14 protein-coding genes and 1 pseudogene are annotated in these 13,754 nt (G+C 68.3%); 6 read left to right on the top strand and 9 right to left on the bottom strand.

What is annotated here, in order from left to right; translation table 11 throughout:
• Positions 1-64 precede the first annotated feature (64 nt).
• On the bottom strand, positions 65-2,194 hold the full coding sequence (locus tag FZP69_RS04040) for a plastocyanin/azurin family copper-binding protein (protein WP_152040072.1): 2,130 nt from the start codon (positions 2,192-2,194) through the stop codon (positions 65-67).
• A 253-nt stretch (positions 2,195-2,447) separates the two neighbouring features.
• Positions 2,448-3,428 carry a tRNA 2-thiolation protein NcsA gene (ncsA, locus tag FZP69_RS04035; protein ID WP_152040071.1) on the bottom strand — a complete coding sequence of 327 codons (981 nt, stop codon included), beginning with the start codon at positions 3,426-3,428 and terminating at the stop codon, positions 2,448-2,450.
• Positions 3,429-3,597: 169 nt separating this feature from the next.
• On the opposite strand from ncsA, the gene FZP69_RS04030 reads away from it, so the two are divergent.
• Positions 3,598-4,245 carry a DUF7095 family protein gene (locus FZP69_RS04030; protein ID WP_152040070.1) on the top strand — a complete coding sequence of 216 codons (648 nt, stop codon included), beginning with the start codon at positions 3,598-3,600 and terminating at the stop codon, positions 4,243-4,245.
• A 19-nt stretch (positions 4,246-4,264) separates the two neighbouring features.
• On the opposite strand, the gene FZP69_RS04025 is transcribed toward FZP69_RS04030, so the two are convergent.
• On the bottom strand, positions 4,265-4,453 hold the full coding sequence (locus FZP69_RS04025; RefSeq protein ID WP_152040069.1) for a hypothetical protein: 189 nt from the start codon (positions 4,451-4,453) through the stop codon (positions 4,265-4,267).
• 97 nt (positions 4,454-4,550) lie between these two features.
• Between FZP69_RS04025 and FZP69_RS04020 the strand changes: the two genes are divergently transcribed.
• On the top strand, positions 4,551-4,772 hold the full coding sequence (locus FZP69_RS04020; protein ID WP_152040068.1) for a zinc ribbon domain-containing protein: 222 nt from the start codon (positions 4,551-4,553) through the stop codon (positions 4,770-4,772).
• Positions 4,773-4,776: 4 nt separating this feature from the next.
• Here the strand turns inward: FZP69_RS04020 and FZP69_RS04015 are convergent, their stop codons facing one another.
• From FZP69_RS04015 to FZP69_RS04005, 3 genes are all read right to left on the bottom strand, one after another.
• A complete protein-coding gene (locus FZP69_RS04015) occupies positions 4,777-5,226 on the bottom strand; it encodes an OsmC family protein (protein WP_192918452.1) in 450 nt (149 codons plus the stop codon).
• 174 nt (positions 5,227-5,400) lie between these two features.
• On the bottom strand, positions 5,401-6,204 hold the full coding sequence (locus FZP69_RS04010; protein WP_240137452.1) for a class I SAM-dependent methyltransferase: 804 nt from the start codon (positions 6,202-6,204) through the stop codon (positions 5,401-5,403).
• 325 nt (positions 6,205-6,529) lie between these two features.
• Entirely contained in the window at positions 6,530-7,399 is an 870-nt protein-coding gene (locus tag FZP69_RS04005; protein ID WP_152040066.1) for a deoxyribonuclease IV, read from the bottom strand.
• Between the two features lie 122 nt (positions 7,400-7,521).
• Here FZP69_RS04005 and FZP69_RS04000 point away from each other — a divergent pair, with 122 nt between their 5' ends.
• Positions 7,522-8,103 (top strand): redoxin domain-containing protein, encoded by a 582-nt coding sequence (locus tag FZP69_RS04000; RefSeq protein ID WP_152040065.1) that lies wholly within the window; start codon positions 7,522-7,524, stop codon positions 8,101-8,103.
• Here FZP69_RS04000 and FZP69_RS03995 read toward each other — a convergent pair whose 3' ends face one another.
• Positions 8,104-8,940 (bottom strand): lipoate--protein ligase family protein, encoded by an 837-nt coding sequence (locus FZP69_RS03995; RefSeq protein WP_152040064.1) that lies wholly within the window; start codon positions 8,938-8,940, stop codon positions 8,104-8,106.
• Positions 8,941-9,198: 258 nt separating this feature from the next.
• On the opposite strand from FZP69_RS03995, the pseudogene FZP69_RS03990 reads away from it, so the two are divergent.
• Positions 9,199-9,860, top strand: a pseudogene (locus FZP69_RS03990) (AIM24 family protein).
• A gap of 61 nt (positions 9,861-9,921) precedes the next feature.
• Here the strand turns inward: FZP69_RS03990 and FZP69_RS03985 are convergent.
• Positions 9,922-10,575: a CDGSH iron-sulfur domain-containing protein gene (locus tag FZP69_RS03985; protein ID WP_152040063.1), complete on the bottom strand. Its 654-nt coding sequence runs from the start codon at positions 10,573-10,575 to the stop codon at positions 9,922-9,924.
• Positions 10,576-10,809: 234 nt separating this feature from the next.
• On the opposite strand from FZP69_RS03985, the gene FZP69_RS03980 reads away from it, so the two are divergent.
• Positions 10,810-11,295 (top strand): peroxiredoxin family protein, encoded by a 486-nt coding sequence (locus FZP69_RS03980; RefSeq protein ID WP_152040062.1) that lies wholly within the window; start codon positions 10,810-10,812, stop codon positions 11,293-11,295.
• Between the two features lie 81 nt (positions 11,296-11,376).
• Here the strand turns inward: FZP69_RS03980 and FZP69_RS22965 are convergent, their stop codons facing one another.
• Positions 11,377-11,640 (bottom strand): hypothetical protein, encoded by a 264-nt coding sequence (locus tag FZP69_RS22965; protein WP_240137450.1) that lies wholly within the window; start codon positions 11,638-11,640, stop codon positions 11,377-11,379.
• A 1,106-nt stretch (positions 11,641-12,746) separates the two neighbouring features.
• On the opposite strand from FZP69_RS22965, the gene FZP69_RS03970 reads away from it, so the two are divergent.
• On the top strand, positions 12,747-13,652 hold the full coding sequence (locus FZP69_RS03970; RefSeq protein WP_152040060.1) for a serine/threonine-protein kinase RIO2: 906 nt from the start codon (positions 12,747-12,749) through the stop codon (positions 13,650-13,652).
• Positions 13,653-13,754 lie beyond the last annotated feature (102 nt).

Raw genomic sequence — 13,754 nt, 5'->3', positions numbered from 1 at the left:
ACAGTTCTTGCCGCGTTTTACGGCGTCCGACCGCGTGGACAGGGCTGTTCTCCCGGACGACGTCTCACGGCGGCGTGTCGTTCCGGCCGGGGACACCACTCCCCCCGAAGAACGATCCGCCCCACTGGCTGATCCAGATGTCCTGGTTGGCGAGATACAGCGCGTCCGCGGTCACGAACGAGTCGTCGACGACCGACCACTCGTCGGCGCCAGTGTCGTACTCCACCGCCTGGTTGTACACCGCCGCCTGGCCGAACTCCCCGCCTGCGGCCGGCGGGAGTGAGAGCGTGAACTCGGCGTTCTCGTCCCGGGAAGGCGGTCGTTCCGCACGCTGGAGCCGTCCCCGGTTGAACGTCTGGTCGAAGAAGCGCGCGTACCGGTCTTTCACGTCCATCCCCAGGAGGTTGACGCCCGCGTTGACACCACCCGTGATGTCGCCCGCGTCTCGGGCGGTGATGCGGTACGTGCTCGCCCCCGCCCCCGACGCGAACGTCCCGGAACCGTCGTCGTACAGCTCGTCGAACAGGTAGCCCAGCACCGACTCGGCCGTCGACGAGTGGTCGACGCCGTCGATCTGTGAGGCCCACAGCAGGCCCTGTCCGACGGCACCCTGCGTGGCGGCCTGGTTGTCGGTGCCGTTCTCGACCAGCCCGTTGCCGGCGAGGTTCGACTCGACCGCACCGGCGAGCGCGTTCGCGTAGTCCGCCGCGTTCGACGCCAGTTCGTCGGAGCCAGCGTGGGTACCGTACCAGCCGACGGCACCGAGCATCACGCCCAGGTCCCGGACGGTGCCGGCGGCGACGACGTCCGACGGCTCGAACAGCGCCATCGTCGTCCTGCCCATCCCGTCCGTGAGCTGCTGGATCTTCTCGGCAGGGACGAGCGGCTCGGGGTTGACGTAGCCGAACCACCCTCCCTGAGCCAGACTCGTCAGGTCGGACAGGAACCACAGCATCGCGGCGTGGTGGGTCGGTCGGGTCGTCTCGTCCGGGTAGCTCCCGTCGCTCGGCCGGAACCCGGAGACGAGTTCGAGCGACTCGCCCCTGGTGAGCGCGCCGTTCCCGTCGGGCCCGCCGCCGATCAGTCCCGCCATGATGCCCAGCTGCGCGAGCGTCGTGAGCATCTGCGCGCGGAACTTCGCCGCGAGGCTCCGTGGGAGGACGTCGAAGTGCTGTTCGAAGTTCTTCGCCCAGGTCACCCCCTTGAGATGGGTCCACGCCAGCGACGCGGGGCTCACGACTCCCGACGACTTCATCGTGTCCCACTGGAGCGTCGACGCGTCCGGCCGACCGTCACCAGCGTCGAAGACGGGCTGCTGGGTGAACCGTGGATCACCACGCGTGAACGCGGCCATGTTGAGGTTCGGGTTCGCGATGGGGGGCCGGTCAACGTCGGCGTTCGACAGCATCGCGGGCACCCGCTGGTCGAACGCCTGCTGCTGTTCTTCGTTGTGTGGGAACTGCACGCCGTTGCCCGACATGGCGATGTTGGTCGACATGTTGTACAGCGAGTACCAGTACGAGTCCCACGTCGCCGCCTGCCAGCCGTACTCCGCCTGGTCGCTCCCGCCGCCGATGCCGGCGACAGAGAGGAGAGTCGAGAGGTTCCGTGCCGCCGCGGCGATGTCGACGTTCGAGGGGTCGGTCGTTCCAGGACCGCCGTGAACGCCGTCGACGATCACGATGCCGACCATTCCCAGCCCCTCGTGCGGCGTGCAGTAGTAGTTGTGCACGCCCGACGCCTCGAACGTGTGCTCGAACGTCTCTCCGGCCTGGAGGACACCCGAGTCGAACGCTTCGGCGTTCTCGGGGATCCGCATCGTCCGGTCGTTGTTCGGGTGGTACGACGTGACCGAGTGAGCGCCGCCGGAGATCGTCCACTCCACCGTCGTCCCCGACTCGACCCACACCACCGCGGGCGTGAAGACGAACTGGCCCGCCCCCTGATCCGCGGAGAGCGTCGCAGCGTCGACCGTGAGGTCTCCCCGCAGATCGTCGGCCCCGCCGAGGACGTCCGCGCCTGGCGGCTGACCGCTCGACGGTGTCGGCGTTGGTGTCGCCGTCTCCGTCGCCGTCGTGGTGTCGGTGGACGCCGCGTTCTCCCCCTCACTCGTCGGAGCCTGCGACGAACAGCCCGCGAGTGCTCCGAGCGCGATACCACCGAGCGTCAGAAACCGTCGACGATCTGTCGACATGGGTATGTGCACCGTGGTCCAGTGGAGAACATAACCCCACCTCGGGCTGGTGGTCGGACTGCACGTGTACCCGAACGCACGAGCGCGGCACGTTGATGTCAAAGTTCGTGGGAGAGAGAACGACTGCCGGAACGTCCGGACGGAACAGAACGACGCTCCGGACAGTCGGGCGGAGTCGACAGGTGTCTGTAATCGTCGTTCGTGCACACGACGGGTGGACGTCCGAACGGGACGCGGATCGGTGTGCGACCCCTCAGGCGTCGTGGATCGCCGCGACGAGGTAGCATTTTCGACAGATGTCGCGCGCCGTCGGCGCGCCGCAGCGGTCGCACTCGCCGAAGTCGGCGTCGTCGTGTTCGCCGTCACCGGTGTCGCGGTACCGCTCCGCCGCGAGCGCGGCGAGTTCCTCGTACCCCGAGAGGATCGAGTGGCGCGTTCCCGGGTGTGACTCTTCCATCCGTAGGAGGAGTTGCTGGATCTCACCGCGATACGCCTCGCTCGCGTGCGGACACTCCGTGATGTGGGCGGGGAGATCCACGAGGTGGGCGTACAGCGCGACCTCCTTCTCGGGGACGTCCCGGAGGGGCTTCGCGCGCGGGACGAACCGTTCGCTCTCGGCGCGTTCCGGGAAGGGACCGAGCGAGGCGTCGAAGTGTTTGGCCATCTGCCTGACGTCGCCCGAGAAGAAGTTCATCAGCGCGGTCTGGGCCTCGTCGTCGAGGTTGTGCCCCGTGAGGAGCTTGTCCGCTCCGAGCTCCTGCGCGTAGCGTTCGAGGACGTCCCGCCGGAACACCCCGCAGTACGCGCAGGGGGCCATCTCCTCGGGGTCGTTCTCGACCACGTCGTCCATCCGGAGGTCGAACTCCTCGGCGTAGGTGACGACCTCGTGACGGAGGTCGAGGTCGGCGGTGAGCCGTTCGGAGGCGTCGAGCGAGGCGTCCCGGTAGCCGTCGATCCCCTCGTGGATCGAGAGCGCGACGAGTTCGACCCGCGGATCGGCTCCGAACGTCTCCGCGAGGACGTGGGTGAGCACGACCGAGTCCTTGCCACCCGAGAGCCCGACGACCCACGTCTCGGGGTCGTCGGGGGTCGCGTCGGTCGAGAGCAAACCGTCCTCGCGGATCCGTCGCCGGATCCGTTTCTCGACCGATCGACGGAAGTGGCTCTCGCAGAGGTGCAGCCCGGAGTAGGCCGCGTGCATGACCGCCTCGCGGCCGCACTTGTCGCACGCCATCACTCCGGCCTTGCCCGGCGGTAGTGATGACGGTTTCGTCTGCTCGGCCGGACCTAGCCTCGATCCCGGTCGGGGCCGGAATCCGAAGTCGGTGACGAGCGCGTGGTCACGTCGAAACGGCGTCGTGCGTGCGAAAACCGTTTTCAGGACTGCCCGCCGAGTGTGGGTGATGGACCGAGCCGCCGCCCTCGATCACGTCGAGAGGATCGTCGAGACCGTCGAGACAGAGGAGATGCCCGTCCCGGTCCGCGAGGTGTGGGTGTACGGTGACGTGGCCCTCGGCCTCGACCCCATCGACCGCCTCGACGTCTACCTCACGAAGGACATGTTGATGCGCGGCGACCGCTCCCGGGCGGAGGCGTTCGAGGTCGACTACGGGGTCAAGGGCGTCGGTTCTTCCGTGCAGGCGTCGTGGGCCGACGCCCACCCCGAGTTCCTGCGAGCGAACGACAGCGGCTACGCCGCCCCGGAGAAGTGTCTCGCCGCCCACCTCCTCGCCGGGATCGACGGGGAGATACATCTCGAGGTGTGCAACGCCAGCTTCGACGACAACGTCACCCAGCGGCTGAGAGGCGCGGTCGCTCGCGACGCCTACGAGGAGATCCTCGACCCCCGCGGCGTCCAGCTGTGGGTCGACGGCCGTCGCGACGAGGAGGCGCTCGAGCGACTTCGGGACGGGACCCTCCCGTTCCCGACGCTCCCGGCGGCGCTCGAGATGCTCGGTCTCGACGCCGACGAAGCCGAGGAAGCGAGCGACGTGTTGAACCGGTACCGGCGGTCGCAGACCGGAACGACCGTCCGTGGCGACGTGGTCTGAGGGCGAACGGGGAAACGGGCTACTGCCGGTCGTCCCGGTCGTTTCCGTCTCCGTACCGCTCGCGCGACCGCCGGCGGGCGTGTTCCTCGGCGTCCGCCCGACTCATCTCGTCCGACTCGCGGGTCTCGTCTTCGATGAGCAGGTAGAGCACGACGGGCGCGCCGAGACCGACGAGGAGGACCAGGACGAAGAGGGCGGCTTCGGCCATGTCCGGCGCTGGCCGCGCCGGCGGCATATGTCTTTGGCATCAGTTGCCTTCGAAGTCAACGCCGCGTTTTTGCGTGTCCGCCTCCGACGGTGAGTCGATGAGCCCTCCAGCAGAGCGTCCCGGCGGCGAGTCGGGCTGTCCGAAGTGTGGTCACACCGGCACCGAAGTCGACGACATCGCCACGTCCGGCACCGGACTGTCGAAGATGTTCGACGTCCAGAACCGGACGTTCACCGTGGTGACGTGTACCAACTGTGGCTACTCCGAGCTCTATCGGGGGAAGTCGGGCGGTAATCTCGTCGACCTGTTCCTCGGCTGAGTGGTCAGGCGGTCGAGATGCTGACTTCGACCGGTGTCGGCCGGGCGATCGTATCGAGGACGGGGTTGCGCCGTTCGGTCTCGCGTCGCCACGCATCGATCTCGGCGGCGTCGGCGGTCGTGTCGACCTCGACCGAGATGCCGATCCGCTCGTAGCCCGCGCGGTCGCCCTCGCCCGTCCGGAACGTCGAGACGTCAAGGTCGCCGGAGACCCGGACGGCCGTGATGTCGAGGTCGATCCCCATCTCGCGGGCGACGTGGATCCCCGTGACGTTGACGCAGCCAGCGAGCGCGGCCAGCAGGTACTCCACGGGGGTCGGTCCCCGGTTCCGTCCGCCCGAGGTCTCGGGAGCGTCGACCTCCACCGCGAGGTCGCGGACGGTCACGGTTGCGCTCTTCGGGCCCGTGCAGTCGGCCACGAGGTCGTACGTCTCCGAGCTCGGTGTGGAACGCATCCGAACAGGGACGCCGTTTGCTAGCATAACCGTTCCCGTCGGAACCGGCCCCGTGCCGACAGGGTAGGCGTGAAACCGAGGCGTCGATCGCGGCGGCGGGCGAGGACACGACTCGAGCACGGACACGGAGCGAACGGAGGGGAAGATGAGCGTGAACACCGGGGAGGTGCGGTCTCACTTCTCGGCCCGGCCGACGACCACGTCGAACGGCACCACCTCGGCGCGGCGGTACTCCCGGGCGCTCATCTGCTCGACGACCGCCCGTCCCATCGACCGCCACTCGCGCCGCAGGTCGTCGTACTCGTCGTCGGAGACCACGCTCCGGAGTTCTCGCTCGTGAGCGTCGAACCCTTCGCCCGTAGCCTTCCGCCGCGCGTCCTCGACCGCGTGCCCCTCGTACGGCGGGTCGACGCGCTTCTCGTGGAAGTACCGGCGTGTCCGGACGTCGCCCAAGCCGGCCTCACGGAAGAGCCCCGGCAGGCGGTCACCGAGCGCGACGTCGGTCGCGACCCCTTTCAGATAGGCCTCCCGGACGCGACGGTCGAGTCTGACCTCGGCGTCGACGGTGGAGTCCACTCCCACCGACGCGTTGTCGGGCTCGACCGCGGCCACCAGCTCAGAGGAGACGCGGGCGAACTCGCGGAGGGTCTCTTCGGGAGAGGGGAGGTTCACCAGGAGCGCCTGGCAGACGACGAGGTCGAACGCGTCGTCGTCGAACGGGAGCCGGGTCGCGTCGCCGACGACGACCGGCAGGGTGGTCTCCTCGCGGGCGACCGTGAGGAGCGAGCGGTCGGCGTCGAGACAGACCACCTCCGCCGACGACTCCGCCGCCAGCACGCGGGAGAGTTCGCCCGTCCCCGCGCCGACGTCGAGGATCCGCGCGCGACCGGCGAGGTCGAGATCGGCGAGCGCGTCGCGCGAGTCGTCCCACATCCCCGCACGCGTTCGACTGAGGTAGTCAGCGGTGAACCTGCGCACACGCGACGTAGTCCGGAGCGGGTGAAAAGCGACGCGGAATCCGGGCCACACGGGGGATGAGGCGAGTACGCGGCGGACACGAGGCGAGTACGAGACGAGTGGAAGAGTCCCGGACGGGCCGGACGGCCACGTGTGTCGGACCGGTGTCACCGCGCCCTCGACGACGGCCGCGGACGACCCCGTGCGCGAGCAGCGCGGCGACGGAGCCGACGGCCGCAGACAGGAACGTCGAGAAGGAGACAGCAGGGGAGCGCGATCGCGGGCGCGTGGCGTGCGTCAGTCTCGGTCCGACGTCCGACCGTGTCCCGCGGACGGCCTCAGTCGGTCACTCGGCCGCCAGTTCGCGCACGCGTTCGATGTTCCACGCGAACCCCCGGCCGTCCTCGGTGGGCGTCTCCAAGACGAACGGCACCTCTTCCAGCGCGGGATGGGTGACGATGCGGCGCATCCCCTCGACGCCGATGTGCCCCTCGCCGATGTGGGCGTGTTCGTCCTTGTTGGTGCCGCAGGCGTGTTTGGAGTCGTTGAGGTGGATGCATTGCAGGTGGTCGAGACCGACCACGTCGTCGAACTCCGCGACGACCGAGTCGACCGCCTCGGCAGTGGAGAGGTCGTAGCCGGCGGCGAACGCGTGGGCCGTGTCGACACAGACGTCGAGGTCCTTGCTCGACTCGCGGAGGACGTACGCGAGGTGTTCGAAGTCGCCGCCGAGCTTGGTGCCGGAGCCGGCGTCGCTCTCGACGAGCACCGTCACCCCGTCGGGGACGGAGAGGTCGTCGAGGACGCTCACGGCGTTGTCGAGCCCCTGTTCGACGCCCGCACCCGTGTGCGCCCCGAGGTGGACGTTGACGTAGTCGATCCCCAGCCGGGAGGCAGCGTCGACCTCCTTCTGCATCGAGTCGAGTGACTTCTGCCGGAGGCCCTCCTTGGGCGTACAGAGGTTCACGAGATACGACGAGTGGATGACCCACGGTCCGTCGAGCTTCGCCGCGGTCTCCGCGCGGAACCCCTCGGCCGCCTCGTCACCGATGTCCGGATCCTGCCAGACCTGCGGGGAGTGGGTGAAGATCTGCCCACAGTTGCCGCCGAACGCGACCTGTCGATGGACCGCGTTGCGGAGGTCGTCGTACGGGGGTGTCGACCCGTCGCTGGAAACCTTCGAGCCGGAGATAGAGACGTGTGCGCCTACTCGCATATCCGGGGACAGGTGACCACCGGGCAAAGACGCTTCGACACGTCGTCGGGGGAGTGACGCCCGTTGTCAGTTCTGATACTCCGGCGAACAGGATTATTACCGCCGCTACGAGCCAACGACGTATGTCCGGAGAACAGCACAGTCAGGACCCGGTCTCCGAGCGCGTGGGGGAGGGTCCGATCGCAGTCGGGAGCCGCGTCCCCGAGGCTTGCGCCGACCTGGTCGACACGGACGGCTCCGTCTCGACGGTCTCCCTGTCGGCGCTCGCCGACGATCGACCCGTCCTGCTCTGTTTCTACACGATGGACTTCAGCCCCGACTGCGTCAAGCAGTGGTGTGCGTTCCGGGACTTCGACTGGTTCGCCAGCGGCGACCACGTCCAGGTCGTCGGCGTGAGTCGGTCCGGGGTGCGGCTCCACCGCGAGTTCATCAGCCGGTTCGACCTCGGCTTCCCGTTGTACGCCGACCCGGATCTCGACATCTCCGACGCGTTCGGCGTCACCTACCGGACGCTCGGGGTGACGAAACGCTCGCGGCGGTCGTGTTTCCTGCTCGACGCGTCGCGCGAGGTCCGGTACCGGTGGCTCGCCGACCACTGGCTCGATCCGACGCGCGACCTCCCGCCAGTGTCGGAGATCCACGAGGCCGTCGTGAGCGAAGTCGGCCCCGAGGTCGACGACTTCGGCTTCCGAACCGACGGCTGATCACCGGGCACGCGATCGCCGGCGAACCCACTCGTCGGCCGCGTACTTCTCGGTCGCGCGCTCGTGCGCGCGAACCAGTTCCTCGTCGGTCCACGCGCCGTCGTCGGCGTCGCACCACGACGCGAGGGCGTCCTCGAACGCGGTGACGACCGTCTCCCGCGGGGCGTCCGTGTGTTCGTCGACGCCGGTGACGCGCGAGCCGAACGACTCGGGGGTAACACCGGGATCGACGAACGACGCGAGGTGCCGATCGGCGACGACCGAGTAGGTGATCGAGCCGTGCTGGACGACGGCGTCGCGCTGGCGGTACTGCGCGTTGCCGCTCACTTTCCGCCCGGGGCCGTCCGCTGCGTCGGGAACCACGAGGTCGTGGGCGGGGTTCAGCGCCCGGAGGTAACACGCCGGCTCGTACAGCGCGGGCACCTCGCGCTCGACGAAGTCGACCGGCACCCCGAGGCGCGAGAACCCGTCGAGCACCGGCTCGAGCAACGCGTGGTAGCAGTCCATGAGGTCCCCCGGGAGTTCGTCACGGGGTGCCGTGATCGAGTAGGAGACGTCGCCGACCGAATCGTGGTAGATGCCGCCGCCGCCCGTGGGACGCCGGGTGACGTCCACTCCCTCGGTCGCACACCACTCCCAGTCGACCGTGTCGGGATCCTGGTGGTAGCCGAGCGAGAGACACGACGGCTCCCAGCGGTAGAGCCGGACGGTCCGGGGACCCCCGGCCGCGGCGGTCTCGGCGGCAACCTCGTCGAGCGCCATCTGCATCGGTCCGGGGCGCGACTCCTCGCGGATCAGACGCCACGTCCGGTCGGCGGGGTCCACGTCCGTGGTCATACGCGTCAGAGGGGAGAGCGACGCAAATCCGTTACGTCTCGTCCCACGGAACGGGCGTGCCGCGTCCGAATCGCCCGGACGAGCCTCGGAGGCGGGGAAATCCAGGGGAACGGGACGGTCGCGTCCGAGAGGACTCGAGGAGATACCGCGACGCTGGTCGAAGACGCCCGTAGCTGGTCGACAACTATTCGGAACGTAGGGTTATACCACTGGCCGCACATCTCCAGCCGAGTCGCATCGCGGACTCAGGATACACAGATGGATCTCGATCAGTTCGTCAGCGAGAAGGCACCGAAAGAAGGTGCGAGGGGTTCCAGCTCGAGAACTCGAAGATGCTCGACGTCGCCCTCGACGGCACAGCCATGGCCAAAGCCGGCTCGATGGTCGCCTACACGGGCGACATCTCCTTCGAGCGGAAGACCGAGGGCGGCGTGACGGGCCTGTTGAAGAAGAAGGTGACGGGCGAGGGGAGCGTGATGATGCAGGCGTCCGGCACCGGACACCTCTATCTCGCCGATCAGGGGAAGGAGGTGCAGATCATCGAACTGGACGCGGGCGAGCAGGTCAGCGTCAACGGCAACGACATTCTCGCGTTCGAGAGCAGCGTCGACTGGGACATCAAGATGATGGACAGCATCGCGGGCACCTCGACCGGTGGGATGTTCAACGTCTACCTCGAGGGGCCGGGGTACATCGCGATCACGACCCACGGCGAACCGCTCGTCGTCCCGACGCCCGTCCGGACGGACCCGGCGGCGACGGTCGCCTGGAGCGGCAACGTCTCGCCCGGGACGAACCGCGACCTCAACATCAAGAGCTTCCTCGGGCGCTCGTCCGGCGAGACGTTCCAGCTCGACTTCTCCCAGGAGGGCGGGTTCGTGATCGTCCAGCCGTTCGAGGAGGCGACACCCGGCCAGTGAGTGGCGGCTGACCGACCGCGACGGAGGTTCGGCGGGCGAGCTCGCGTCCCTCGGAGAGCGGTCACTCGTCCCCGGTCGTGAACCCGATCGACCCGTGCGTGCCGTCGCAGAACGGTTTGGTCGACGAGGCTCCGCACCGACAGAGCGCGGCGTCCGAGCCCTCGAACCCGGTCCCGTCCTCGTCGCCGCCGAGTTCGAACGGGCCGTCGAGGAGAAGCGGGCCGTTCCGTGATCCCGTGATCGTCAGGTCACCCGTCTCCTCGACCGGGTCGCCGCCGCGTTCGACCCGCCCGGCGGCCTCGAAGTCGACGTCCGCGTGGCTCCCGTCGCAGAGGGGTTTGTTCGCGGAGGCCCCGCACCGGCAGAGCGCAACGCGGGTGTCCCGCAACAGGGTGTCGCCGTCGGCGTCGACGAGTGTGACGTCGCCGTGAACGTACAGTGGCCCATCCGTCGCGACAGTCACCGTGTTCCGCTCGGGGACCGACTCGGCGGGGCCACCGTCGTGGCGCTCGACGTGGAGCGCACCGGTCGGACAGCGGCCGACGACCTCGGCGACTGCGTCGGCGGCGGCCTCGTCGGGGTCGACCCAGGGACGCCGGTCCGTGTCGAACACGGCCGGGAGCCCACGGACGCACTCGGCGGCGTGGATACAGCGCAGCTGGTCCCAGGTGACGTCGACCGCCTCGCCCTCGTACTCGTGGATTTTCTGGTCCATCCGAGCGAGATACGCGGTCACCGTGCCTCAACGTTTCTCTCACTCCGCGGGTCGTCACGGTGACGGGACGGACCGGATCGGACTGACCGGACGGGACGAAGCGGCACGGAGTCGTCCGGTCCCCGGGAGCGTCGAACAGGTCAGTCCCTCGGTGGTACGTGACAGCATGACGATTGTGTCCGCGTCCAGTCACACCGCCCGAGAGGTAAGTGCCGACGGTGCCGAGACCGACGCGTGAGTCTCGAACACTCTGCAGCCCCCGACTTCACGCTCGAGAGTACCGCCGGTGAGGAACTGACGTTGTCCGACACGCTCGACGACGGACCGACGGTCGTCCTCATCAACCGAGGGCACTGGTGTAGCTTCTGTGCCGAACAGCTCCAGACGTTCAGCGCGGTCTCGTACGACCTGTGGTTCAACGACGGGGTCGACATCCTGCCCGTGGTGACCGACCCCATCGGACCCGTGACCGAGATGCGCGACCGGTACGACCTCGACATCCAGCTGCTCGCCGACCCCGACGGCGAGGTCGCAGACCGGTACAGCGGCGTCGAGGAGACGAGCCACGGGCTCACGGGGATCGCCGCGACGTACGTCGTCGACGACGACGGAACGGTCCAGTACGAACAGGTGGCCGACCATCCCGGCGACCGGACCCACGGGAACTTCGTTCGCTACTTCATTCGCGGCGGCTTCGCGGATCCCTTCGGCGACGCGTAGAGCCGGTACCGGCGGCGGTCGAGCCCGAGCGACCCAGGGGGCGAGCGCGTTCTGGCCGGCAGAACCACCCCTCGTCGTCGTTCAGTCGAGCGTCGCACAGATGGCCGTTACCCGGAAGTCCGCCGTCGCGGGATTGTTGACGCGGTTGACGAGCGTCACGCGCCACGCCGTCCCCCCGTGGGGGTGACTGTCCTGCAGGAGGATGTTCCGGCTCGGGGTGAGCAGTTCGACCCCGCCTCCGATCACGTTCTTCCCCACGGGACAGGAAGCCGAGAGCGTGACGGGGTCCGTGGGTGGGAGAGTCACGTCGGTCTTCAGCGACTCGACGACGACGTACCCCGACACGCCGTCCTCGCCAGGCTCACCCTTCGGACCGGGTTCACCCTGATCGCCTTTCGGCCCTTCCGGACCCTGTGGTCCTGCTGGACCCTCCGGTCCCTGTGGCCCGGGTTCACCCTGATCGCCTTTCGGACCCGCGGGTCCCTCTGGCCCTTGCGGTCCTGCTGGACCCTCCGGTCCCTGCGGGCCGGGCTCACCTTGATCGCCTTTCGGTCCCGCCGGTCCTCGTGGCCCCTCCGGACCCGCCGGACCAACTGGACCTTGCGGTCCCTGCGGACCGACCTCACCTTGTGGCCCCGCCGGACCCCGCGGACCGACCTCACCCTGCGGTCCCTGTGGACCGATTGGGCCTCGCGGCCCCTGCGGACCGACCAGACCCCGCGGACCGGCCGGACCTTGCGGTCCCTGTGGACCGACCTGGTTCCAGTCGAGCGCTGTCCAGTTGTTCTTGCAGCGATCGTCCGAGCCGACGATCTTGATCGTCCCGCTGTTGTCGTTCACACAGGCGTGGACGACGTCGTCGGTGGGACCCGGGCCGTGTGCGCCCACCACTGCCGGGACGCCGACAGCTCCGACGACCACGACGGCGAGGACGACGACGAGTCCGTGTGCGACAGCTGATGCTCGGGCGTCCATGACGAGTACACCGAACCACCCGTGATAAGCGTTTTTTCCCGAATATCTGGGGTGATATCAATCGTGTCCGAACGCTGTCTACAACGGCCGGCGACGGAGTCGAACACGACGGGAAAAGGCGGAGTGCCGTCGGCCGGCACCGTTCGTGTACGCGACGACTGCCGCCGGGACCGGTGTCCGCCTGGAAACCGTTGACGGATGAGAGCGACTGCGGATCGTGACGCCCGCCGAGAGATCGCGGCGGACGTCCGGACCGAGCGGGAGAGCACGCGGTCGGTGACGTCGGCAGATTCTGTATCGCAGTATACGGTTTACTCCCGGGAACGGGCCACGCTCGGCGTTCGGGCGGAATCGACCGACGTCGGTACGTTCGCGGTCGGAACCCGGCGCACACGACGCTCGGCCGTCGCCCCAGAGAACCAGAGCAGCGCGCCCGACACGCGGGGCTTTTACCGCGTCGTCGCTCTCACACACACATGGTGCGGAACGTGGCTGGACTGATGACCGAGCTCGAACCCGAGGACTTCTATCTGCTCTCGGGCGTCGAGCAGGGGATGCGGTTCTCGGAGTGGGTCAACCGCGGCAAACTCCCCGATCTCGCCAATCTCACGGCCGAAAACGTCGACTACCGGCTAGACCGGTGTATGAGCCGCGACCTGATCCAGCGGAAGACGATCCAGTACGAGGGGTACCAGCTCACGTTCGAGGGGTACGACGCGCTCGCCCTCCGGACGTTCGCCCAGCGGGACACCATCCAGGGCGTTGGCGCGCCCCTGGGTGTGGGCAAGGAGAGCGACGTGCTCGAGGTGCAGTCGTACAGACCCCTCGCGCTCAAGTTCCACCGCGAGGGGTACACGAACTTCCGGGAGGTCAAGCGAGAGCGGGAGTACACCGCCGACCACCACCACGTGTCGTGGCTCTACACCGCACGGAAGGCGGCCGAGCGCGAGCACGAGGTACTCACCGAGCTGTACCCCGACGTCTCGGTCCCCCGTCCGGTCGACCACAACCGCCACGCCATCGTGATGGAGAAGTTCGCGGGCGTCGAGCTCGGCCGATCGAAACTCGACTCCTCACAGGCCGTCGGCGTGCTCGATCTCGTCCTGCGCGAGCTGTCGACGGCGTACGAGGCGGGCTACGTCCACGCGGACATGTCGGAGTACAACGTCGCCGTGAGCGAACAGGGGGTCACGGTGTTCGACTGGCCGCAGGCCGTGTCGATCGACCACGACAACGCGCGCGACCTCCTCGAACGGGACGTCCGAAACGTGGTGAGCTTCTTCCGGCGGAAGTATCCGCGCCCGACGCCCGACGTCGACGTCGGGAGCGTGGTCGACCGGATCGTGGCCGGCGAGTTCGAGTCCGTCCGACAGAACGCCTGATACGTCGGTTCTCGGCCGTTTCGCTCTGTGTCTCCGAACGACCAGTTCGTGGACGGCACCGACGCCGCTCGCGACCGATACACCGTACTCCGCGATAGCGAA

Source organism: Salinigranum salinum (genome assembly GCF_009176545.1).
Classification (GTDB): Archaea; Halobacteriota; Halobacteria; order Halobacteriales; family Haloferacaceae; genus Salinigranum; species Salinigranum salinum.
Note: the sequence above shows the minus strand (reverse complement) of the source record. Positions and strands in the feature narration are given on the sequence as shown.

Excerpts from the sequence above, each read along its gene's own strand:
- FZP69_RS04040 (WP_152040072.1), bottom strand. The coding sequence starts at position 2,194 with ATGTCGACAGATCGTCGACGGTTTCTGACGCTCGGTGGTATCGCGCTC.
- ncsA (WP_152040071.1), bottom strand. The coding sequence starts at position 3,428 with ATGGCGTGCGACAAGTGCGGCCGCGAGGCGGTCATGCACGCGGCCTAC.
- FZP69_RS04030 (WP_152040070.1), top strand. The coding sequence starts at position 3,598 with ATGGACCGAGCCGCCGCCCTCGATCACGTCGAGAGGATCGTCGAGACC.
- FZP69_RS04025 (WP_152040069.1), bottom strand. The coding sequence starts at position 4,453 with ATGGCCGAAGCCGCCCTCTTCGTCCTGGTCCTCCTCGTCGGTCTCGGC.
- FZP69_RS04020 (WP_152040068.1), top strand. The coding sequence starts at position 4,551 with ATGAGCCCTCCAGCAGAGCGTCCCGGCGGCGAGTCGGGCTGTCCGAAG.
- FZP69_RS04015 (WP_192918452.1), bottom strand. The coding sequence starts at position 5,226 with ATGCGTTCCACACCGAGCTCGGAGACGTACGACCTCGTGGCCGACTGC.
- FZP69_RS04005 (WP_152040066.1), bottom strand. The coding sequence starts at position 7,399 with ATGCGAGTAGGCGCACACGTCTCTATCTCCGGCTCGAAGGTTTCCAGC.
- FZP69_RS04000 (WP_152040065.1), top strand. The coding sequence starts at position 7,522 with ATGTCCGGAGAACAGCACAGTCAGGACCCGGTCTCCGAGCGCGTGGGG.
- FZP69_RS03995 (WP_152040064.1), bottom strand. The coding sequence starts at position 8,940 with ATGACCACGGACGTGGACCCCGCCGACCGGACGTGGCGTCTGATCCGC.
- FZP69_RS03985 (WP_152040063.1), bottom strand. The coding sequence starts at position 10,575 with ATGGACCAGAAAATCCACGAGTACGAGGGCGAGGCGGTCGACGTCACC.
- FZP69_RS03970 (WP_152040060.1), top strand. The coding sequence starts at position 12,747 with ATGGTGCGGAACGTGGCTGGACTGATGACCGAGCTCGAACCCGAGGAC.